This is a genomic window from Rhodococcus sp. DK176, assembly GCF_038447315.2.
In the GTDB taxonomy this organism is placed as follows: Bacteria; Actinomycetota; Actinomycetes; order Mycobacteriales; family Mycobacteriaceae; genus Rhodococcus_F; species Rhodococcus_F jostii_A.
In genome coordinates, this window is record NZ_CP118321.2 from 4,863,660 (window position 1) to 4,883,953 (window position 20,294).

A 20,294-nucleotide genomic window follows, 5' to 3' on the forward strand; every position below is an offset into this window, starting at 1 on the left:
CGCCTCATGGACGAGGATCAACACCTGCTGGCCGTCGCCATCGGCACCGCGATCAGATCGGCCCGGCATGACGCGGGGCTGACGCTGCGCGACGTGGCGGCCAAAACGGGACTGTCGCAGCCGTTCCTGAGTCAGGCCGAGAACGGCCACTCGGTGCCGAGCGTCATGAATCTGCACCGGGTGGCCCAGGTACTGGGAACCACGGCGCACGCCCTGCTCGAACAAGGTGCGCGCACGCCGACGAGTCTGGTGCGCAGCCGCGAGGGCAGACGCTTCGCACTGTCGGACGGAGCCGTGCTCCGGTTCTGTTCCACGGGGGTGCGCGCGATGGAACCGAACGAGGTGACGGCGCAACCGGGTTCGCAGGCCGGCGAGCACACCGAACACGCCGGCGAGGAGTTCATCTACGTCATCGACGGCAGCGTCCGCGTGGAAGTCGGCGTCGAGGAGAGTTACGTGCTCGACAAGGGAGACACTCTGTACTACCCGGCCACCGTGCCGCACCGGTGGTTCAACGACGCCGCGGAACCGGCGAGGTTCCTCATCACGAGCACCCCGCCGTCCTTCTGACCGTCAGCGGCCGAAACCCTCGAGCAGTCCGGTGTACTTCTTGGGCAGGGGAGCCGCGAATTCTCCGCGCGCGCCGGTCCGCAATCCGAGCGTCACGAGGGACTGCACCATGAGGGTGGCCGCCGCCACGCCGTCGACCACCGGCACCCCCAGCTCCGCCGAGATGACGGCGCACAGGTCCGCCATGCCCGCGCACCCCAGCACGATCGCGTCCGAACCGTCCCGGTCGAGGGCGAAGCGGCAGGCCTCGGTGATCACCTTCACCGCATCCGGATCGCGGTCGAGGTCGAGGACGGCGATCTCGCACGCGTGCACACCGAGGCAGAAGCGTTGCATCCCATACCGTTCGGCCAGTTCCCAGGCCCGGCCCCGGGTTCGTCCCAGCGTCGTGACGACGCTGAACCCGCGGCCGAGGAAACTCGCGGCGTGCATGGCCGCCTCGGCGATCCCGAGGACGGGCCCGGAGGCCAGTTCACGGGCCGCGTCGAGGCCGGGGTCGCCGAAGCAGGCGATCACGTACCCGTCCACCCCGGCCGCCTCACCACGTGCGATCTCCTCGAGAAGGCCGGGGACGCTGAGTGCTTCGTCGTAATGACTCTCGATCGAAGCCGGACCCATCTGGGGGCTCACCGCCTCGACGAGCGTCCCAGGCCCCGCGACGGAGCGCGCGCAGTCGCCGATCTTGTCGGTCATCGACTGGGTGGTGTTGGGATTGATGATCTTGATGTGCACGTTCGTCGACCTACGCTTCGATCGGGGCCGTGCGATTCGCACGACGGGCACCGGCGGACAACCCGAGGTAGCAGACGAATCCGACACCCATGCCGAGGAACCACGAGTACTGGGCCGCACCCGCCATGCCCCACACGTCGAGTCCGAACGGCTGGGCTTTGAGGATCACGGGAATCATCGCGACCAGAGCTCCGACGACGGTGGAGATGATCGCAGCCGGGTTGTAACCCTTCTTGTACCAGTATGTTCCGCTCTCGGACATGGTGAACATGTCGTCCAGGATCACCCGCTGCCTGCGCACCAGGTAGTAGTCCGCGATGAGGATTCCGAACAGCGGTCCGATGAACGCTCCCAGCGTCTCGAGCGTGTAGTGGATCACCTCGGGGTTGTTGTACAGGTTCCACGGTGTGATCAGGACGGATCCGACGGCGGCGATCATTCCGCCCGTACGCCAGCTGATGCGCTGCGGGCTGACGTGCGAGAAGTCGAAGGCAGGAGAGACGAAGTTGGCGACGATGTTGATACCGATGGTGGCGACGATGAAGGTGAGGAGGCCGAGGACGACGGCGAACAGGTTGTCCATCTGCGCGACCGTCTCGACGGGATCGGTGATCAGGCGGCCGTACACGGGCAGGGTCGCGGAGGCGGTGACGACGGTGAGGATCGAGAAGAACAGGAAGTTCACCGGGAGACCGAGGAAGTTGCCGCGCTTGACCGCGCCGAACGTCTTGCCGTATCGGGAGAAGTCGCCGAAGTTGAGCATCGGGCCCGAGAAGTACGACACGACAAGGGCGATCGCGCCCAGCACCACGGGCACAGCGGACCAGCCGGTGTAGTTGACCTCGCCGAGGTTCAGGCTGATGTTCGACCATCCGGCCTCACTGATCAGGTAGATCGCGAGCATCAGCATCACGACGTAGACCGCGGGACCGCAGAAGTCGATGAACTTGCGGATGCTCTCCATGCCGCGCCAGAAGACCAGCGCCTGCAGCACCCACATCGTCATGAACCCGGCCCAGCCGAGCGCCGACAGTCCGAGGAATCCGTGCTCGTGCACGTCCGCCCAGGGCGCCAGACCCGGCCAGATCTTCAGGCCGAGGATCACGAACGCATGCGACGCCAGGTACGTCTGGATTCCGTACCAGGCCACCGCGATGAGTCCACGGATGATGGCAGGCACGTTGGCGCCCAGAACACCGAAGGCGCTGCGGCACATGACCGGGTAGGGGACACCGGTGACCTGGCTGGGCTTGGCCACCAGGTTCGCGAACACGTTGACGATCGCGATGCCGACCACCAGGGCGACGAGGACCTGCCAGCTGGTCAGCCCGAGCGCGAACAGGCTGCCCGCGGTGACGTAGCCGCCGACGCTGTGCACGTCGGACATCCAGAACGCGAAAATGTTGTACGAAGACCACGACTGCGTCTTCAGCGGCGCGAGATCGTCGTTGGTGAGTCTCGGGTGATAGCCGGGCTTGATCAGCCCGGCGCCGGCCAGGTGTGCACCGGGGACGGTTTCCCCCTCGTTGGAGGGCGCTGTCTGAGTCATCGTTTTGCTCCCTGGTGCAGTACGGACACGACTGCGTCGACGTAAGGGGTGCCTCGGTGAAAAGCACACCACCGAAGTGCTGGGAGCAAAAGTAGTTTTCGGATATTTCCTGCCTGTGACGGCGAAGATATATTCTCGCCGGGCGCCGGTGTGAGCTGAGAATATATCTTGCTGGTCGGCTTACCCGGGCGTGTCCCGGAAGATTCCGGTGTCCGTGGGGAGGGCGGCGATCACCGTGTCGAGTTGTTCGTTGTGCCGGTCGGTGGCCGCCTTCAACGCCGCGGCGTCGCGGGCGAGGAACGCCGCGAGCATGTCCCGGTGCCCGAGATGGAGTTGCAGCCGCGCCGGCGTTCCCACCTGCGACATCGGCTGCACCGGCTCGGTGATGTTCCACGCCGATTCGAACATGTGCAGCAGTCGCTGCATCCGGCAGGGCGACGCCAGGGCCAGGTGGAAGTTGCGGCTCTCCCGGTGGTACGCGGTCAGGTCGTCCTCGAGAACCGAGCGGTCGAGTGCCGCGTACGCCTGCCTGGCCCGAGTGTCGTCGGCGTCGTCGGCGAGGGTGATCGCCACGGAGTGCGCCGCCGACTCGAGGACGCCCCGCACCAGGTAGAGCTCCTCGAGTTCGTCGACGGTCAGCCGGGCGACCGTGTACCCGGCGTTGGCCCGGTGGTCGACGAGACCCTCGCCGATCAGCGTCTTCAGCGACTCCCGGATCGGGATACGGCTGACGCCGAAGTGCTCGGCCACCTCGTCCACCGGGATCGGGGTGCCGGGTGGGGCGCCGCCGCTGAGGATCACCCGGCGCAACTCCTCCAGGATCACGGTCTGAGAGCTGCCGGGATCGCGGTTGGCCAGGTTCGTGACCAGCATCGACGGTCGTCGCGGGGGCATGGGTCCGTCCTCAGGCGGGGTGTACGTCGCGCCAGTGGCGGGCGATCTCGATGCGCCGGGCGACCCAGACGTCGTCGTGGGACTGCACGTGATCGAGGAAACGCTCCAGCGCCGCGGTGCGGGCGGGCCTGCCGACGATGCGGCAGTGCAGGCCCACGGACAGCATCTTCGGCGCCCCGGCCGTTCCCTCCGCGTACAGGACGTCGAAGGCGTCCCGCAGGTGCGCGAAGAACTGCTCGCCGCTCGGGAAACCGCCGGGCGACGCGAACCGCATGTCGTTGGTGTCGAGGGTGTACGGCACCACCAGGTGGTCGACGAGGCCCTTCCCGGGGGCATCGACCTTCACCCAGTACGGGAGGTCGTCGGCGTACGAATCGGAGTCGTACTCGAAGCCGCCGTGCTCGACGACCAGCTGCCGGGTGAGCGGGGAGTCGCGGCCGGTGTACCAGCCCAGCGGTGCCTCGCCGGTGAGGTCGCGCAGTATCTCCACCGCCTCGGCCAGGTCCTTGCGCTCGGCGTCCTCGTCGGAGAGCTGGTACGACTTCCACCACAGACCGTGGCAGGCGATCTCGTGTCCGAGTTCGCGAAAGGCACTGACGGCCTCGGGGTTGCGCTGCATCGCCTTCGCCACCGCGAAGATCGTGAGCGGGAGCCCTCGTCGCTCGAATGCCCGGAGCACGCGCCACAGTCCGGCGCGGGATCCGTATTCGTAGATCGATTCCATGCTCATGTGCCGGTTCGGGAACGGCTGGGCCCCGACCATCTCGGACAGGAACGTTTCCGACGCCTCGTCGCCGTGGAGCACGTTGTTCTCGGCGCCCTCCTCGTAGTTGAGGACGAACTGGACGGCGATCTTCGCGCCGCCCGGCCACTGCGGATCGGGCGGGTGCTGGCCGTATCCGACCAGGTCGCGTGGGTAGCTGGAGTCGAAACCGTGGGTCATGATGCCAAGCCTGCCCGACCGGCCTCGGTCACGGAACCCCACAGGCGCAACCGCGCCGTGCCGCTGTCCGGGACGATCTTCCCGCCGAGTGTGCGTACGGCCAGGTCCGGCAGACTCCGGAAGCCGGGCGGGGTCAAGGTGTTCGGGCTCACGGGTGCGGCTACCTCCTGATCGGGCGTGGGGCAAGTGTAGGGCGTCGAAGTGGGTGTTGCGGGCGGTCCTCGTGCGCGGCGAGGTGCTCAGCTCCCCGGAATCACCGCCCGGGTGAGGAGGTCGCGCAGGGTGTCCACCGTGCATCCCGGGGCCTGCGCGCGGACGGCGTCCTCGTCGAACGCGCCGCACGCCAGTCCCCGCAGGATCACCGTCGCGAGGGCCTGTGCGGTCGCCGGTTCGTCCATCACCCCGCCACCCTGGCGGTCGAGGTACGCCTGCACGCGGGTGGCCGCGGCGGGCAGCGCGGCGCGGTAGAAGTCGAACGTCGCGAGCCAGCGGGTGATCAGGTGCCCGGGATGCATGTCCCATCCCTGGTAGTACCCGCGTTCGAGCGAGCGGGTGACGAGCCGGTAGTGCCGGGCCAGCGCGGCGTGGATCTCCTCGTCGCTGCCCTGCGGGATGACCTGGGTGGATCCGTCGCACACCCACACCCCGGTCTGGGCCGCCGCCACCAGCATCACGGACTTGGCGTGGTCGGCCACCGGGTGCTCGAGCGACTGGAACCGGGACGCGATTCCGCAGGCCGCGCTGTAGTCGTAAGTGCCGTAGTGCAATCCGGTGCAGCGTCCGTCGGCGAGGTGGATGGCCTTCGCGACGGTCACGGTGCCGTCGGGTCCGAGCACGGCCTGCGGGCTCTCGATCTGCAACTCGAAGTGCAGCGACCTGTCGGGGAGCCCGTACGCGCGCTCGAGTTCCTCGCACAACGCGACGACGGCGGTGACCTGCTGGGCCGCACGCAGTTTCGGCACCGTGAACACGAAGCCGTCGGGAACCCCACCCGCGCCTTCGAGGACGAGTTCGAGCGTCCGGATCCCGCGGCGGCGCTCGTGCGGGGCCAGACCCTTCGCGCGGATGCCCAGCGACCGCGGGCCGGACGGGTCGGACGAGAGCAGTCGCAGCGTGCGCCCCGCCTCCAGTGCGGCCGCGTCCTCGACGTCGTCGCTCCGCCAGCCGTAGCCGTCCTCGAAATCGATCCGCAGATCCATGACCGGACGGTGCTCGAGCATCGCGCGGACGTCGGGAAGCGCACCGGTCGTTCCGATTTCGGACAGCGCATTCGTGTGCCTGTCCAGCAGTTCGACAGCCTGCTCGCCCCACACCCTCGGGGTGTCCGGTCCGGCGTCCGCCGCACTCACATAGACGGTGTGGACGGGCTGCGGTTCCTGCCGATCACCCGGAAAGGCGTCCGCGAGGTCGGTGTCGACGGGGTCGAGGAGTGCGTCGACGCGGTCGAAACCGCTGTCGGGGAGACGGCTGAGGTACTGGGGGTTCACGCCACGATCTTGGCAGAAATGCGGGATTCTCGTCGTCCACACCGCGCCGGGTGACCTTCGTTCAGGCCGTCACACCGCGCAGATACGACTCGACGGCGCGGGCCAGCTGCCGCACGCTGCGTTCGGTGCCGGGCTCGATGCCGTCGAGTGACCTGGCTCCTGCGAAACGGTCGAAGACCAGGCCTTCGACGACGCTGACGAAGTCCGCGCCCGCGTTCTCGGGGTCGGTGACGCCGAGGGCGTCGAACAATTCGGTCGCGCGGGCACGGGAGAACAGGCACGTCGCGAGGAGTGCGTGCAGTTCGGCATCGCCGGACAGTTCGACGGTCAGAGCGTGCCGCGCGACGACGTCGTCGTGGCGGGTGTGCAGCAGCCGGTCCAGCGACCGGGCCACGCCCTCGGCGAGGGATGCGAGGTCGAGCGGCGGGGCCGCCGTGGTCTCGAATTCCCGCCGCGAGCGTTCGGCGAGCCGGCGGACGGCGGATTCGATCAGGGCACGCCGGGTGCGGAAGTAGTAGGACGTGGACCCGCCCGGAAGATCCAGGGCGCGGTCGACGGCCCGATGCGTCAGCGCCCGCATGCCCTCGCGCGCGATGATCGCGATGGCCGCGTCGGCGATCTGCTCACGCCGCTCGGGCACGGTGTCTTCCTCCTCACATCAGCTTGTCGCCCGAGACTCTACATTCGTAGTGTTTCCTCTGTGGATGTAGAGGTTCTGTTGGACGACGCGCAGCGCGCGGCCGCGGCCGTCCTGCACGAGACCGCCGAGGGCCTGGAGCAGGGGAGGCCCGGAGTTCGCGGCGTGTACCTGTGGGGGCCCGTCGGACGTGGCAAGACGTGGTTGATGGACCGCTTCTACGGGTCGGCCGCGGTCCCGAAGCGGCGCGTGCACTTCCACTCGTTCTTCCGCCGACTCCACGCCGACGCGCACGCGCTGGGGTCCATCGACCTCGCGATCGACGCGGCACTCGGGGATGTCCGGCTGCTGTGCTTCGACGAGTTCCACCTGCACGACGTCGGGGACGCGATGCTGGTCGCGCGACTGCTGAAGGTCCTGTTCACCCGCGGAATCACGCTGGTCGCCACGTCGAACTATCCACCGGACGGGCTGTTGCCGAATCCGCTGTTCCATCACCTGTTCGCGCCGGCGATCGCCGTGCTGAAACAGAATCTGACCGTCGTGCGGGTGGCCGGTCCCGTCGACTACCGCACCGTGGCCACGGCGGACGCCGGGTTCGCTTCCGGACGCTTCGTCCGGGTTTCCGAGACCGAGCCCCCGGCCCTGTGCGAGCGCGTCGCTCTGACCGTCGGGACCCGCACGGTGACGGCCGCCGCGGTGCGGGACCGCACGGTCTGGTTCGAGTTCGCGGTGCTGTGCGGCACCCCGACCGCACCCGCCGACTACCTCGAACTGTCGGAGCGGTTCGGGTGCTGGGTGATCACCGGTGTCCCCCGACTGCGGGAGGCAGGCGCGGAGACCGTGCGGCGGTTCGCGAACGTCGTCGACGTGCTGTACGACCGGGGAACCTCGCTGACCCTGGTCGCCGACGCGTCGCGGGACGACGTGTTCGCCGGGCTCGACGGCACGCTCGACTTCGACCGGCTTGTGAGCAGACTGTCGACGCTGAGCCGGTGACCACCGAGGCAGACCCGTACGTGGGTCTGCCTCGGTGAATCGATCAGACGTACCGGCTGTACGCGGGGAGGTCCAGCTGGCCGTTGCCGGACAGTCCGATGACCACGACCTCCGGTTCGGTGACCGTGCGGGCGTGCTCGATGGCAGCGGCCACGGCGTGCGTGGATTCCGGCGCGGGGATGATGCCTTCGGCGCGGGCGAAGAGCAGGCCCGCGGCGAGTGCGTCGTCCTGTTCGATCGCGGTCGCGTCCATCAGCCCGAGGGCGACGGCGTGCGAGACCATCGGCGACATGCCGTGGTACCGCAGTCCGCCCGCGTGGATGGCGGGCGGAACGAAGTCGTTGCCGAGGGTGTACATCTTCAACAGCGGCGTCAGGCCTGCGACGTCCCCGAAGTCGTAGCGGTACTCGCCCTGCGTCAGCGACGGGCAGGCCGCCGGCTCACACGCGACGAGGCGGGTGGTGGTGCCCTCGCGCAGATTGCGACCCAGGAACGGGAACGTCAGGCCCGCGAGGTTGGAACCTCCGCCGGCGCAACCGAATACCGTGTGCGCGACAGGCTCACCCGCCTCCTCCAACTGGACCAGAGCTTCCTGGCCGATCACGGTCTGGTGGAGCATGACGTGGTTGAGGACGCTGCCCAGCGAGTAGTGCGCGCCGGGATCGTTGGCGGCCACCTCGACGGCCTCGCTGATCGCCATGCCCAGCGAACCGGTGGTGTCGGGGTGCTCGGCCAGGATGGCCCGACCGGCTTCTGTCAGGTCGGACGGAGACGGATGACAGATGCCGCCGTATGCCTCCATCTGGAGTCGGCGGTACGGCTTGGCGTCGAACGAGGCGCGAACCTGCCAGACCTCCACCTCGAGGCCGAGCAGGGCGCCGGCGAACGACAGCGACGCGCCCCACTGGCCCGCGCCGGTCTCGGTGGTGAGCTTGGTGGTGCCCTCGAGTGCGTTGTAATAGGCCTGTGCCACAGCCGTGTTCGGCTTGTGTGATCCGACCGGGCTGACACCTTCGTACTTGTAGTAGATCCGTGCCGGCGTGCCGAGCACTCGCTCGAGCCTGCGTGCGCGCACCAGCGGCGACGGCCGCCACATGCCGTAGATCTCGCGGACCGTCTCGGGGATCTCGATGTACCGTTCGGTCGCGACCTCCTGCTCGATCAGGCTCGCGGGGAACAGAGGTGCCAGGTCTTCCGGTCCGAGCGGCTCACGAGTGCCGGGATGCAGATGCGGCGGAACGGGTTCCGGAAGATCGGCTGCAAGGTTGTACCAGTGCGTGGGCACGGCCGAGGGGACCGCAACCCCCAGAGGTTCCAGCGATCGCGCCAGTTCGGCTCCGGTTACCGGGGACGTGGTCAAGTAACTCTCCTTCGTGGATGGATACGTCCCGAACATGCTGCGCTGTCCGCCGCCGTGAACGGGTGATTTTCCCGGTCCCCGCGTGTCACGATGGAGGGGCAACTCGGGAGTGAGGATGCCGGACCGTCGCGTGCGAACCAGGCTCGTCCACACGGTCGCCCTGCTGGCGGCCGTCGTGACGGTCACCCTTGCCGTCCGGGTGGTCCCCGCGCCCGACACCCCCGCGACACCGTCGGAGCCGGGCGCAGGTGCGACGCGCGCTCTCATCATCCTCTCGGCGATCGCCGTCGTCGTCGCGGCGGTGGCGCTCGCGTCCGCCTTTCGCAGCGGTCGGCCGAGGGCCGCACCCGACCCGCCGCCGGTCGGGCTCACCGGAAACACCGGGTCCTCGGTCTCGCGCCGACACATTCTCGGATGGTCGGCGTTCGCCGCGCTTCTCGTGACCGCGGCGTTCCTCCTCGGGTCCGTCGGCGGTGACGAGCCGCTCGACCGTCAGCGGTCGACGGCGAGCCCGACCACCGACGACGGGGCCGACCGAACCGACGCGTCCGTGCCCACCGACACACGCCCACCGCCCGACATGGTGAACGAATCCCGCGAGGACCTGGCGGAATTGTGGACCGCGGCAGCGATTGTCGGTCCGATACTGGTGACCGTGCTGATCCTCGGCGCCGTGGCCCGGCGCCCCCTCCGGGCCCGGGTCGGCGGCTGGACCGCGGCGAGTTCCCCCGACGGTCCGGCTGCCTCGCAGTCGCTGGCCCGGGCGGCGGAGGAAGGTCTCGCCGTGGTCGTGGCACCGAGTCTGCCGCCGCGTGAGGCCATCATCGCCAGCTACGCCGCCATGGAAAATGCGCTGCGCGAGGCGCCGGGCGCCGAACCGCGGGAGTCGGACACCCCGTCCGAAGTGCTCGCTCGCGCAGTACAATTCGGAGCGCTGCGCTTCGAGGCGGCGGCGCCGCTGGTGCGGCTGTTCTCCGAGGCACGGTTCAGCCTGCATCCGATGGGCGAACAGCACCGTGACGAGGCCGCCGATCTGCTCCGGCGCGTGCTCGACGACCTGGGGATCGACGCGTGCTCGCCGTCGCCGTAGCCGGTGTCGGGGCAGTGCTGGCCGTGGAGGTCCCGCTGGTGGCGGCCGGCCGGTACAGTGCGGCCGTGCTGGTCGCGGGAGCGGTGACCGCGCTGGTGCTCTTCGAGATTCGACGACGCATGGCACCCGGGGAAGTCGACGACCAGCCGCCGGGCCTGGAGGCGGAACGGGCCGAGGCGACGGCCCGCTGGATGGCGCGGACGGAATCATTGATCAGCTGGGCGGACGGTACGCGCGGCGACTGGGATCACCATCTGCGTCCGCTCCTGGCGCGCGAGTTCCAGCAGTCCACCGGACAGCGGCAGGGACTCGACCCCGCCGACACGGCGGCCGCGGGTGAGGTGTTCTTCGGCGACTTGTGGCAGTGGGTCGATCCCGAGTGCGTGCAGCGCTCCGACAGGGCCGCACCCGGTCCGGGCCGGGACGTGCTCGACCGGATCCTGCAACGGCTGGAGCAGCTGTGACGATGCCCGCCGAGGTCACCACCGCGCGCGCCCACGCGGTGCTGGCGGAGGTCGAACGGGCGGTGGTCGGCAAGCACGACGAACTCACGTCGATCCTGCTCGCGGTACTCGCCGGCGGGCACGTGCTCATCGAGGATCTGCCCGGACTCGGAAAGACCCTGGTGGCACGATCTTTCGCTGCCGCGCTCGGGCTCGACTTCACGCGGGTCCAGTTCACCCCCGACCTGTTGCCCGCCGACCTGCTCGGCGCCACCATCTACGACATGCCGTCGGGGCGCTTCGAGTTTCGTCCGGGCCCGATCTTCACCAACCTGCTCCTGGCCGACGAGATCAACCGCACCCCGCCCAAGACCCAGGCCGCACTGCTCGAGGCGATGGCCGAGGGGCAGGTCAGCGTCGACGGCACCACCCGGATCCTGCCGCGTCCCTTCGTCGTGCTCGCCACCGACAACCCCATCGAGTACGAGGGAACCTACCCGCTGCCCGAGGCGCAGCTGGACCGGTTCGCGCTCCGCCTGCGACTGGGGTACCTCACCGAGACCGACGAGCACGAGATGCTGCGCCGACGGCTCGACCGGGGATCCGCCGCCGTCGTCGTCGAGCAGGTGGTCGATGCGGCCGACCTCCTGGCGATGCGCGAATCGCTCGAGCAGGTCAGCGTTCATCACGACGTCCTCGGGTATGTCGTCGCGCTCGCGAACGCCACCCGGCATCACCCGCAGGTCGAGGTCGGGGCCAGCCCCCGCGCGGAACTCGACCTCGTGCAGCTCGCTCGGGCGCGTGCTCTCCTCTCGGGCCGCGACTTCGTCATACCCGAGGACATCAAGGCCCTGGCCGTTCCCGCTGTCGCGCATCGCATCAGCCTGCGCCCGGAGATGTGGGTGCGCCGCATCCGCAGCGACGACGTCCTCGCGGAACTGTTGCGCCGTCTCCCCGCGCCGAGGGCACGATGACGGAGCACCGGCTGACGTGGCGTGCGTCGCCTGCAGCCCTCGCGCTGACGACCTGCGCGGCCGTGGCGCTGACGGCGGGTGTCGTGGGGCGGTGGTGGGAACTGATCGTGTTCGCCGCCCCGATGCTGGGAGCGCTCGGCACGGTGATGTGGTTGCCCCGCCCGGCCACCGGCGTCCGCGTCGAGGCGTCGGCACGCATGCTGCGGTGTTTCGAATCCGAGTCCGTGCACTTCTCGGTGGACGTGACGGCGTGCGATGGTGCGGCGCAACTCGAAGTGGCACCGACGCCGTCCGACGGCTACACGGTCGAGCAGGTCGGTGACGGCGACTATGTGGTGTCGGCCGACCGGTGGGGCCGGTACGAACCGGCGCTGACGGTCACGGCACGTGCAGGCGGCGGCCTGCTCACGGCCTCGCTGCCGGTTCCCGTCGCGGAACTGCGAGTGTTCCCGTTGGCGCCGCCGATGCCGACTCCGTTGCCCCACGCCACCCTTCCGGACCGGATCGGCGCGCACCGCACCCGCCGATTCGGTTCGGGCGTCGAGTTCGGGGACATCCGGCCGCACGCGCCGGGGGATCCGTTGCGCAGCGTCAACTGGCCGGTGAGTGCCCGGCGCGGCCGCCTCCACGTCACCGAACGGATCATGGACCGCGCCGCGGACGTCGTCGCCGTACTCGACACCACCCCGCAGGCACCGGGCCCGGCGTCGGAGAGCCTGCACCGGACCGTGCGCGGGGCCACGCAGGTGGTGCAGACGGCCCTGCAGCGCGGCGACCGCGCCGGGGTCGTCGCCCATGGGCTCCGGCTGCGATGGCTCGGCGCCGACATCGGACGCAGGCAGTTCTACCGGATCCTCGACACCGTCCTCGACTCCGACGCCGGCGCCGCCGCCGAAGGCACACTCGTCCCGCGGGTCGCGTTGCCGCCGCGGGCGGTGGTCATCGCGTTCTCCACCATGCTGGACACCAACTTCGCGCTGTCGTTGCTGGAGTTGAGGCGTCGCGGTCACGTCGTCGTGGCCGTCGACGTGCTGCGCGGCCCGCCGTTCGAGTACGAACTCGATGCGATGACCGGCAGGATGTGGCGGCTCGAGCGGCGGAACATGTACCGGAACATGGGTGTGCTCGGTGTTCCGGTGGTGGCGTGGGACGACGATTCCGCACTGGATCTGGCGCTGGCCCTCGCCGATCGAGCCCGCCGGCCGTCGGGGGCACTCCGATGAGATCGGTCGCGGTGGTCGCGGTGCAGGCAGCGTTGATCGCGCTCGTCCTGGGCGACGCGTCGGCGTTCGCGGCCGCCGCCGCGGGGGTCGCCGCGACGGCACTGTTGCTCGTCGCGTACGCCGGCCTCGCACCGGGAATCTCGACGCTACTGCTGGGCGCGGTCGTCACGGCGGCCGCCGCCGGTCTGGCAGCGACACTGCCGGAAGGGCCGGCGTGGGCGTCCCTCTTCGGGCCGGTGGCGGTGGTGGTGCTGTTCCTCGTCGCGGTGTGGCCGTACGTCGGCAGACGCACGCCCACGACCGAGGGTCAGAACCGGCGGATGCTGTAGATGTGGAACTGCGACAGCGGCGCCAGACCCACGGGCACGCCGCGTCCGTACGCATTGAAGACCTGGCCGAAGCCCGCGTAGATACCGATGTGCGACGCGTCCGGGTTGAGCACCACGATGTCGCCGGGAGCCAGCGCCCACAGTGGAATGGGTGCGCCGACCTCGGCCTGCTCCCACGTGGTGCGTGGCAGATTCACCCCCGCCTGCCGGAATGCCCACTGCACCAGCCCCGAGCAGTCCCACGCGTCCGGACCCGTCCCACCCCACAGATAGGGCTTGCCCGTCTGGGTCGTCGCGGCCGCGAGCGCAGCCAGCCCGGTCGGGGTGGGAATGGGCGTCGGGAGAACGGACGAACCCATCGAACTGCCGCCGGTGCTGCCGCTGTCGGAACTGCCCGCCACGGGTGCGGCGTTCGCGGGGAGAGCGACGAGGGCGGTCGCACAGAACGCGAGAGCACCGGCAACGGCAGCGCGCCGCACGGGACGGAGATGTCTGCGCTGGGACACGAGGTCCCCCCTTTGTTCGCTACTGCTCGTGGAGAGCCGTGGAACCGCCCCGACCATCGGTTGACACGTCTCGATGAGGTCACGGAAAGCGTACAAAGTGTTGCGGCATCGTGCCTGATATTCGCGAATATCCGCCCGAACTGGGCACATTCGGTCAAATTTCGGTAACTGTCACGCCTGGGCCAGGGTCAGCACCACGTCGGCCAGGGCCGGAGCATGATCACGCTCGGGAACCGTGGCCGAGATGAGGAGCCTGCCCTCGTCCCGCCAGATCCGCGTGTGCAGCGTCTCGCCGGGAAAGACCACGCCCGCGAACCGGACTCGGAAGCCCGCGACCTGCGATGCGTCCGAGTCGAGTACTGCGTCGACGGCCGCTTTGCACACCATCCCGTAGGTGCACAGGCCGTGCAGGATCGGGGCGGGAAACCCTGCGGCGGAAGCGAACTTCGGGTCGGAATGCAGGGGGTTGCGGTCGCCGCACATCCGGTACATCAGCGCCTGCTGCGGAAGGACGGGGGTGTCGACCTCGACGTCGGCAGGCCGGTCGGGCAACTCCACGGACTGGGACGGCCCGCGCTCACCGCCGAAACCGCCTTCACCGCGGGCGAAGATGGACGACCGCCCGGTCCACAGGGCAGTGCCGTCGAGGTCGGTGGTCGTCGACTCCTGCACGATGACGGCGGCCTTGCCCTTGTCCCACACCTCGGCTATGCGGGTGGTGGTGCGGGCCGTGCCCTCCGGGGGAATCGGCTGGTGCACGGTCACTTCCTGGCTGCCGTGGACCACCTTGGCGAGGTCGATCTCGACGCCCGGGAACGACACACGCGGGGCCTCGGTCGCGTGAAAATTCGCGGCCACCGTGGCGAACGTGGGGAGCACCTGCGGCTTCCCGTCGGTCAGGTACCGCAACTCCCTCTCGTCCAGCGGACGGGACCCGGCACCGAGCGCGAGGTGGTAGTGCTGCACGTCGGAACTGGTCCAGGAGAACTCCTGAACGGGCAGTTCTGCTCCGATGGCGATGTTCGGATCAATGGGCATTGGTGGTGTCTCCGGTGAGTGACGTCGGGGAATCGGCCTGCGAGGACTTGTCGAGGATATCGAGAACCGCGAGATAGCCGAACGTCATCGCCGGGCCGATGGTCGCGCCGGGTCCGGCGTAGGTGTGGCCCATCACCGGGCCGCTGGCATTGCCCACCGCATAGAGGTTCTCGATGGTGCTGCCGTCCGCCCGCAGCACGCGGGCGTTGCGGTCGGTGCGGAGACCGCCCTTGGTGCCGAGGTCGCCCGGGACCATCTTGACGGCGAAGAACGGCGCCTTCTCCAGCGCCCCGAGGCTCGGGTTGGGCTTGTTGCGGGGATCCCCGTAGTAGTGGTCGTACCCGCTCTCACCACGGCCGAAGTCCTCGTCCTTGCCGTTGCGGGCGAAAGTGTTGAAACGCGAGACCGTTTCGGTGAGCGCGTCGACCGGCACGCCGATCTTCCCGGCCAGCTCGGCGACGGTGCCCGCCTTGACGATGACACCGGCCTTCAGCCAGCGACCGGGGAACGGGGACCGCGGGGTGACTCCGGCGAACGCGTACCGGTCGCGGTAACGCTGGTCGAGGACGAGCCAGCAGGGCACGTTCTCGCCCGGTCCGTCGCCCTGGCCGTGCGTGCCGCCGTACATCGCGTGCGTCGCCTCGACGTACGGTGCGGATTCGTTGACGAAGCGCTTGCCGGATCCGTTGATCATGATGCAGCCCGGCAGGCTCCGCTCGGACAGCGCGAACCACGGGCCGCCGGTGAGCGGGATGGACGGTCCCCACCAGGCGTCTTCCATCAGATCGAGCGCGGCACCGAGCTTTTCGCCCGCCCAGATGCCGTCGCCGGTGTTGGCCTTCGCGCCGACGGTCCACTCGGTGCCGATCGGTGCCCGCTGGTACTTCTTGCGGGCCTCGTCGTTGTGCTCGAAACCGCCCGACGCGATCACCACGCCGCGGCGTGCCCGGAACACCTGCGGCTGTCCGTCGACCGTGGCGTTGACGCCCTTGACCACGCCGTCCTCCACATACAGGTCGGTGAGCGGGGTGCCGAGCAGGATCGGGACGCCGGCGGCCTTCAGTCCGGCCTGCAGTCCCGCGACGAGCGCCTGACCGCGGACGAGCAGGCGCTTCCCGGTGAGCTTGGCGCCGAGGAAGCGGAGGCCGACCCGGGCTGCGCGCAGCGGGCCGCGTGGGTTGCGCATCAGGAGATTCAGCCAGCGGTAATCGGCCTGGGTGATCACGAAATTCGACGGCGCCTTGACGTAGTCGGGTTCGAGCTTCGCGAGGTCGGCGCCGAGTTTCCTGCCGTCGAACGGTGTCGGCTCGACGGACCGTCCGCCGAGCCGTCCGCCGGGGGCCTCGGGGTAGTAGTCGGAGTATTCGGGCACCCACTGCAGTTTCAGTGGGCTGTTCTTCAGCACGAACGACAGCATCTCGGGGCCGCGGTCGATGTAGGCGTCGATCCGGTCCTTCGGGACGACGTCGCCGATGATGCTGTGCAGGTAGGTCCGCGCGGCGTCCGTGGTGTCCTCGACTCCTGCGGCGATCAGCGCCTCGTTGTTCGGGATCCACACGCCACCGCCGGAGCGCGCGGTGGAGCCGCCGAAGTGCGGCGCCTTTTCGAGGATGACGACGCTGAGTCCCTTGTGGGCCGCGGTGAGGGCCGCGGTCATTCCACCGGCACCGCTACCGACGACCACGATGTCGTATTCGTGCTTGCTCATGTAGAACACGTTATAGAATGATGGGGTTGTCAGTCCATCCTTTCTGCCAGGAAGTATTACTGACGCCAACAAACAAGAACGAAACACGTTGCAGTGGAAACCGGTGGGCGTGCGCACGCAAACGAACTTCAGGGAAGGTCCTCACACCATGCTCTCGACCCAACTACGCACCGAGTTGGCGAATCAGCTCGACGCCGCGGAACGGGGCCGCGCTCCCATCGGCCCCCTGACCGCGGACCATCCCGACATCGACGTCGTCGACGCCTACGAGATCCAGCTGATCAACATCCGCCGCCGGCTGCAGGACGGCGCGAAGGTCGTCGGGCACAAGGTCGGCCTGTCGTCCCTCGCCATGCAGCAGATGATGGGCGTCGACGAACCCGACTACGGCCACCTGCTCGCCGACATGGAGGTCTTCGAGGACCAGCCCGTCGACACGGCGCGGTTCTGCTTCCCGCGCGTCGAGGTCGAGGTCGCATTCGTGCTGGGCGCCGACCTCCCCGGCGCCGGCTGCACCGAGCAGGACGTCCTGGACGCCACCGTGGCGTTCGCACCGTCCATCGAGCTGATCGACAGCCGGATCACCGACTGGAAGATCACGCTGCCCGACACGATCGCCGACAACGCGTCGTCCGCCGGGTTCGTGCTCGGCAAGAACCGGGTGCGGCCCGAGGACATCGACATCAAGTCCATCGACGCGGTTCTGACCAGTAACGGCGAGACCAAGGCCGAGGGACGCAGCGACGCCGTGCTCGGCAACCCGGTGACGGCCGTCGCCTGGCTCGCGCAGAAGGTCGATAGCTTCGGCGTCCGGTTGAAAGCCGGTGACATCGTGCTGCCCGGATCGTGCACCCGCGCCATCGACGCGCACCCGGGCGACCACTTCCGCGCCGAGTTCAGTGGGCTCGGATCCGTATCCCTGCAGTTCAAGTAGGAGTTTGTTCATGACCAAGGCAAGTGTGGCGATAGTCGGTTCCGGAAACATCAGCACCGACCTGCTCTACAAGCTGCAGCGATCCGAGTGGCTCGAACCCCGCTGGATGATCGGGATCGACCCCGAGAGCGAAGGTCTGGCACGGGCCCGCAAGTTGGGACTGGAGACGTCGGCCGAGGGCGTCGACTGGTTGCTGAACCAGCCGGAGAAACCCGACCTCGTCTTCGAGGCCACGTCCGCGTACGTGCACCGGGAGGCCGCACCGCGGTACGAGGCCGCCGGCATCCGCGCCGTCGACCTGACACCCGCCGCCGTCGGACCGGCCGTGGTCCCGCCGGCGAACCTGCGCGAACACCTCGGCGCCCCCAACGTCAACATGATCACGTGCGGAGGGCAGGCCACGATCCCGATCGTGTACGCCGTCTCCCGCGTCGTCGACGTGCCGTACGCCGAGATCGTCGCGTCGGTGGCGTCCGTCTCCGCAGGCCCGGGCACCCGCGCCAACATCGACGAGTTCACCAAGACGACCAGTCGCGGCATCGAGACCATCGGCGGAGCGCAGCGCGGCAAGGCCATCATCATCCTCAACCCGGCCGACCCGCCGATGATCATGCGCGACACGATCTTCTGCGCGATCCCCGAGGACGCCGACCGTGCCGCCATCACCGATTCCATCCACCGCGTCGTCGCGGACATCCAGCAGTACGTCCCCGGCTACCGGCTGCTCAACGAACCGCAGTTCGACGACCCGAGCGTCGTGTCGGGCGGGCAGGCGACGGTCACCACGTTCGTCGAGGTCGAGGGCGCAGGCGACTTCCTGCCGCCGTACGCGGGCAACCTCGACATCATGACCGCAGCGGCGACCAAGGTGGGCGAGGAGATCGCCCAGAAGCTCCTGAGCGTGGAGGCATGAGCACTATGGTTCATTTCGACGGGGCGAGCGGAGCGACGGGAAATATGCGCAGCAGCTGGGACATTCGAGTCACCGACACCTCCCTGCGGGACGGTTCGCACCACAAGCGGCACCAGTTCACCGGTGAGGAGGTCCGGGCCATCGTCGGAGCGCTCGACCACGCCGGGGTCCCGGTCATCGAGGTGACGCACGGCGACGGACTGGGTGGGTCCTCGTTCAACTACGGGTTCTCCAAGGTCCCTGAGCAGGAACTCATCTCGATCGCCGTCGACACGGCGAAGAACGCGAAGATCGCCTTCCTCATGCTGCCCGGGCTGGGCATCAAGGACGACATCATCGTCGCCCAGGACAACGGCGCCTCGATCTGCCGCATCGCGACGCACTGCACCGAGGCGGACGTGTCCATCCAGCACTTCGGGCTGGCCCGCGACCGCGGTCTCGAGACCGTCGGCTTCCTGATGATGGCACATTCGATCGCACCGGAAAAGCTCGCCAAGCAGGCCCGCATCATGGCCGACGCGGGCTGCCAGTGCGTGTACGTCGTCGACTCCGCAGGCGCGCTCGTGCTCGAGCAGGTGTCGGACCGCGTCGAGGCGCTGGTGCAGGAGCTCGGCTCGGACGCCCAGGTGGGATTCCACGGTCACGAGAACCTCGGACTCGGTGTGGCCAACTCGATCGCCGCCGTGCGGGCAGGTGCCAAGCAGATCGACGGCAGCACACGACGATTCGGTGCCGGTGCGGGTAACGCGCCGGTCGAGGCGTTCGTCGGCGTGTGCGACAAGATCGGAGTCAAGACGGGGATCGACTTCTTCGCGATCGCCGATGCCGCCGAGGACGTGGTGCGTCCGGCGATGCCCGCCGAATGCCTCCTCGACCGCCAGGCGCTGATGATGGGGTACGCCGGCGTCTACTCGAGCTTCCTCAAGCACGCCGAACGCCAGGCCGAACGGTACGGCGTCTCGTCCGCCCAACTCCTCGTCCGCGCCGGGAAGCGCAAGCTCGTCGGCGGCCAGGAAGACCAGCTCATCGACATCGCGCTCGAACTGCAACGCGAGCGCCTGTGAGTACTTGTTAACGTCCCGCGGTTAATAAGTACTCACGGGTCAGCGGGCGGTCTCCCACAGCCCGACGACGTTGCCCTCGGAGTCGGTGAAGTAGGCGGCGAATCCCATGTTCCCGACGGGGGTCCTGCCGGTGACGGTTTTGCCACCGAGGGATTCGATCCTTTCGAGGGCGGATTCGATGCTTTCGACGTCGACGGTGACCACGGGAGTGGTCACCTCCCCGCGCTGCATCATGCCGCCGTTGATGTAACCGGGTTCGTCGGGCATGCCGCTCTCACCGACGGGTCCGGTGGTGACCATGCTGTAGTCCATGTCGGGGATCTCGGCGATGGCCCACCCGAATGCGTCCCGATAGAACGCTCGTGCGCGGTCACCGTCGTCGAAGGGGATCTCGAAGTGCACGATTCGGCCTGTCATGGCACGCCTCCGGTTCGGCTGGAACCGCCGTATCCGACGGCACATCCAGCCTAAGCGCCCAATGTGACATTCGTGCAGCCTGACTGCACGAATGTCACATTGGGCGACGCATCCGCGTCGCAGCGGTACCGACGACTATTCGACGCGATCTCGCACGTCGATGAGCCCCTCCATCACCGCGTGGTTGATGCTGTCCCACAGTCGCGGGCACCCCTCGCGGAGCGCGGTGGACTGTCCCTCGCCGACGGCGTCCCGGAACGTCGGGCACGTCTTCGCAGGGTCGTCCGTCCACTGGACGCTCGTGTGCTTGAGGCTGTTCTTGCGCACCAGCACACAGGTTCCGCACGTACGGCACTCGACTTCGTTCATGCCGTCGTCGAGGTAGTTGGCCTTGTCGGCCAACGTCTGCGCATGAATGGCCTCGAGCCGAGCAGGCTGCCCGGCGAAGTCGGGAGCTTTGGCCCATTCGGTCGAGGCACTCATG

Annotated in this window: 23 protein-coding genes; 10 read left to right on the top strand and 13 right to left on the bottom strand. The window is 68.6% G+C overall.

The window, feature by feature from the left end; all coding sequences use genetic code 11:
- Positions 1-6 precede the first annotated feature (6 nt).
- Positions 7-570, top strand: coding sequence for a helix-turn-helix domain-containing protein (locus tag PSR88_RS23010; RefSeq protein WP_009477576.1), 564 nt, complete (start codon positions 7-9; stop codon positions 568-570).
- A gap of 3 nt (positions 571-573) precedes the next feature.
- Here PSR88_RS23010 and PSR88_RS23015 read toward each other — a convergent pair whose 3' ends face one another.
- From PSR88_RS23015 to PSR88_RS23045, 7 genes are all read right to left on the bottom strand, one after another.
- A complete protein-coding gene (locus tag PSR88_RS23015) occupies positions 574-1,302 on the bottom strand; it encodes an aspartate/glutamate racemase family protein (RefSeq protein WP_011596901.1) in 729 nt (242 codons plus the stop codon).
- Between the two features lie 10 nt (positions 1,303-1,312).
- Positions 1,313-2,851, bottom strand: a complete 1,539-nt coding sequence (locus PSR88_RS23020; RefSeq protein ID WP_011596902.1) for an NCS1 family nucleobase:cation symporter-1 — start codon at positions 2,849-2,851, stop codon at positions 1,313-1,315.
- Between the two features lie 180 nt (positions 2,852-3,031).
- Entirely contained in the window at positions 3,032-3,745 is a 714-nt protein-coding gene (locus PSR88_RS23025; protein ID WP_009477579.1) for a GntR family transcriptional regulator, read from the bottom strand.
- A gap of 10 nt (positions 3,746-3,755) precedes the next feature.
- Complete coding sequence (gene puuE / locus PSR88_RS23030; RefSeq protein ID WP_011596903.1) at positions 3,756-4,688, bottom strand: allantoinase PuuE; 933 nt, start codon at positions 4,686-4,688, stop codon at positions 3,756-3,758.
- Entirely contained in the window at positions 4,685-4,840 is a 156-nt protein-coding gene (locus PSR88_RS23035; RefSeq protein WP_016884092.1) for a hypothetical protein, read from the bottom strand. The genes puuE and PSR88_RS23035 overlap by 4 nt, the downstream gene beginning before the upstream one ends.
- A gap of 87 nt (positions 4,841-4,927) precedes the next feature.
- Positions 4,928-6,175: a DUF6986 family protein gene (locus tag PSR88_RS23040; protein WP_029539626.1), complete on the bottom strand. Its 1,248-nt coding sequence runs from the start codon at positions 6,173-6,175 to the stop codon at positions 4,928-4,930.
- A gap of 61 nt (positions 6,176-6,236) precedes the next feature.
- Positions 6,237-6,815 (bottom strand): TetR/AcrR family transcriptional regulator, encoded by a 579-nt coding sequence (locus tag PSR88_RS23045; RefSeq protein ID WP_009477584.1) that lies wholly within the window; start codon positions 6,813-6,815, stop codon positions 6,237-6,239.
- Between the two features lie 78 nt (positions 6,816-6,893).
- Here PSR88_RS23045 and zapE point away from each other — a divergent pair, with 78 nt between their 5' ends.
- Complete coding sequence (zapE, locus tag PSR88_RS23050; protein WP_016884090.1) at positions 6,894-7,811, top strand: cell division protein ZapE; 918 nt, start codon at positions 6,894-6,896, stop codon at positions 7,809-7,811.
- Positions 7,812-7,854: 43 nt separating this feature from the next.
- Here zapE and PSR88_RS23055 read toward each other — a convergent pair whose 3' ends face one another.
- Positions 7,855-9,171 (bottom strand): TrpB-like pyridoxal phosphate-dependent enzyme, encoded by a 1,317-nt coding sequence (locus PSR88_RS23055; protein WP_029539625.1) that lies wholly within the window; start codon positions 9,169-9,171, stop codon positions 7,855-7,857.
- A gap of 115 nt (positions 9,172-9,286) precedes the next feature.
- On the opposite strand from PSR88_RS23055, the gene PSR88_RS23060 reads away from it, so the two are divergent.
- From PSR88_RS23060 to PSR88_RS23080, 5 genes are read left to right on the top strand one after another with little or no spacing between them, the layout of a single operon-like run.
- Positions 9,287-10,261, top strand: a complete 975-nt coding sequence (locus PSR88_RS23060; RefSeq protein WP_011596908.1) for a DUF4129 domain-containing protein — start codon at positions 9,287-9,289, stop codon at positions 10,259-10,261.
- Entirely contained in the window at positions 10,243-10,725 is a 483-nt protein-coding gene (locus PSR88_RS23065; protein WP_011596909.1) for a hypothetical protein, read from the top strand. Before PSR88_RS23060 ends, PSR88_RS23065 begins: the two co-directional genes overlap by 19 nt.
- Entirely contained in the window at positions 10,722-11,678 is a 957-nt protein-coding gene (locus PSR88_RS23070; protein ID WP_009477589.1) for an AAA family ATPase, read from the top strand. Before PSR88_RS23065 ends, PSR88_RS23070 begins: the two co-directional genes overlap by 4 nt.
- Positions 11,675-12,901, top strand: coding sequence for a DUF58 domain-containing protein (locus PSR88_RS23075; RefSeq protein ID WP_016884088.1), 1,227 nt, complete (start codon positions 11,675-11,677; stop codon positions 12,899-12,901). The genes PSR88_RS23070 and PSR88_RS23075 overlap by 4 nt, the downstream gene beginning before the upstream one ends.
- Positions 12,898-13,230 (top strand): hypothetical protein, encoded by a 333-nt coding sequence (locus tag PSR88_RS23080; protein WP_016884087.1) that lies wholly within the window; start codon positions 12,898-12,900, stop codon positions 13,228-13,230. Before PSR88_RS23075 ends, PSR88_RS23080 begins: the two co-directional genes overlap by 4 nt.
- On the opposite strand, the gene PSR88_RS23085 is transcribed toward PSR88_RS23080, so the two are convergent.
- From PSR88_RS23085 to kstD, 3 genes are all read right to left on the bottom strand, one after another.
- Positions 13,209-13,736: an NlpC/P60 family protein gene (locus PSR88_RS23085; protein ID WP_005244825.1), complete on the bottom strand. Its 528-nt coding sequence runs from the start codon at positions 13,734-13,736 to the stop codon at positions 13,209-13,211. The two genes, PSR88_RS23080 and PSR88_RS23085, sit on opposite strands and share 22 nt — an antisense overlap.
- Positions 13,737-13,907: 171 nt before the next feature.
- A complete protein-coding gene (locus PSR88_RS23090; RefSeq protein WP_011596913.1) occupies positions 13,908-14,774 on the bottom strand; it encodes a MaoC/PaaZ C-terminal domain-containing protein in 867 nt (288 codons plus the stop codon).
- The gene (gene kstD, locus PSR88_RS23095) at positions 14,764-16,482 is read right to left on the bottom strand and encodes a 3-oxosteroid 1-dehydrogenase (RefSeq protein WP_083853128.1); all 1,719 of its coding nucleotides are present in this window, start codon (positions 16,480-16,482) and stop codon (positions 14,764-14,766) included. The genes PSR88_RS23090 and kstD overlap by 11 nt, the downstream gene beginning before the upstream one ends.
- 148 nt (positions 16,483-16,630) lie before the next feature.
- On the opposite strand from kstD, the gene PSR88_RS23100 reads away from it, so the two are divergent.
- Genes PSR88_RS23100 through dmpG form a run of 3 tightly spaced genes read left to right on the top strand, consistent with a single transcriptional unit; the run spans position 16,631 to position 19,393 of the window.
- A complete protein-coding gene (locus tag PSR88_RS23100) occupies positions 16,631-17,416 on the top strand; it encodes a 2-keto-4-pentenoate hydratase (protein WP_016884085.1) in 786 nt (261 codons plus the stop codon).
- A 10-nt stretch (positions 17,417-17,426) separates the two neighbouring features.
- Positions 17,427-18,329 carry an acetaldehyde dehydrogenase (acetylating) gene (locus tag PSR88_RS23105; RefSeq protein ID WP_009477595.1) on the top strand — a complete coding sequence of 301 codons (903 nt, stop codon included), beginning with the start codon at positions 17,427-17,429 and terminating at the stop codon, positions 18,327-18,329.
- Positions 18,330-18,373: 44 nt separating this feature from the next.
- Complete coding sequence (dmpG, locus tag PSR88_RS23110) at positions 18,374-19,393, top strand: 4-hydroxy-2-oxovalerate aldolase (protein WP_016884084.1); 1,020 nt, start codon at positions 18,374-18,376, stop codon at positions 19,391-19,393.
- A 39-nt stretch (positions 19,394-19,432) separates the two neighbouring features.
- On the opposite strand, the gene PSR88_RS23115 is transcribed toward dmpG, so the two are convergent.
- Together PSR88_RS23115 and PSR88_RS23120 are read right to left on the bottom strand one after the other, a co-directional pair.
- Positions 19,433-19,810 carry a VOC family protein gene (locus PSR88_RS23115; protein WP_009477597.1) on the bottom strand — a complete coding sequence of 126 codons (378 nt, stop codon included), beginning with the start codon at positions 19,808-19,810 and terminating at the stop codon, positions 19,433-19,435.
- A 135-nt stretch (positions 19,811-19,945) separates the two neighbouring features.
- Positions 19,946-20,293 (bottom strand): hypothetical protein, encoded by a 348-nt coding sequence (locus tag PSR88_RS23120; RefSeq protein WP_016884083.1) that lies wholly within the window; start codon positions 20,291-20,293, stop codon positions 19,946-19,948.
- Position 20,294: the final 1 nt, after the last annotated feature.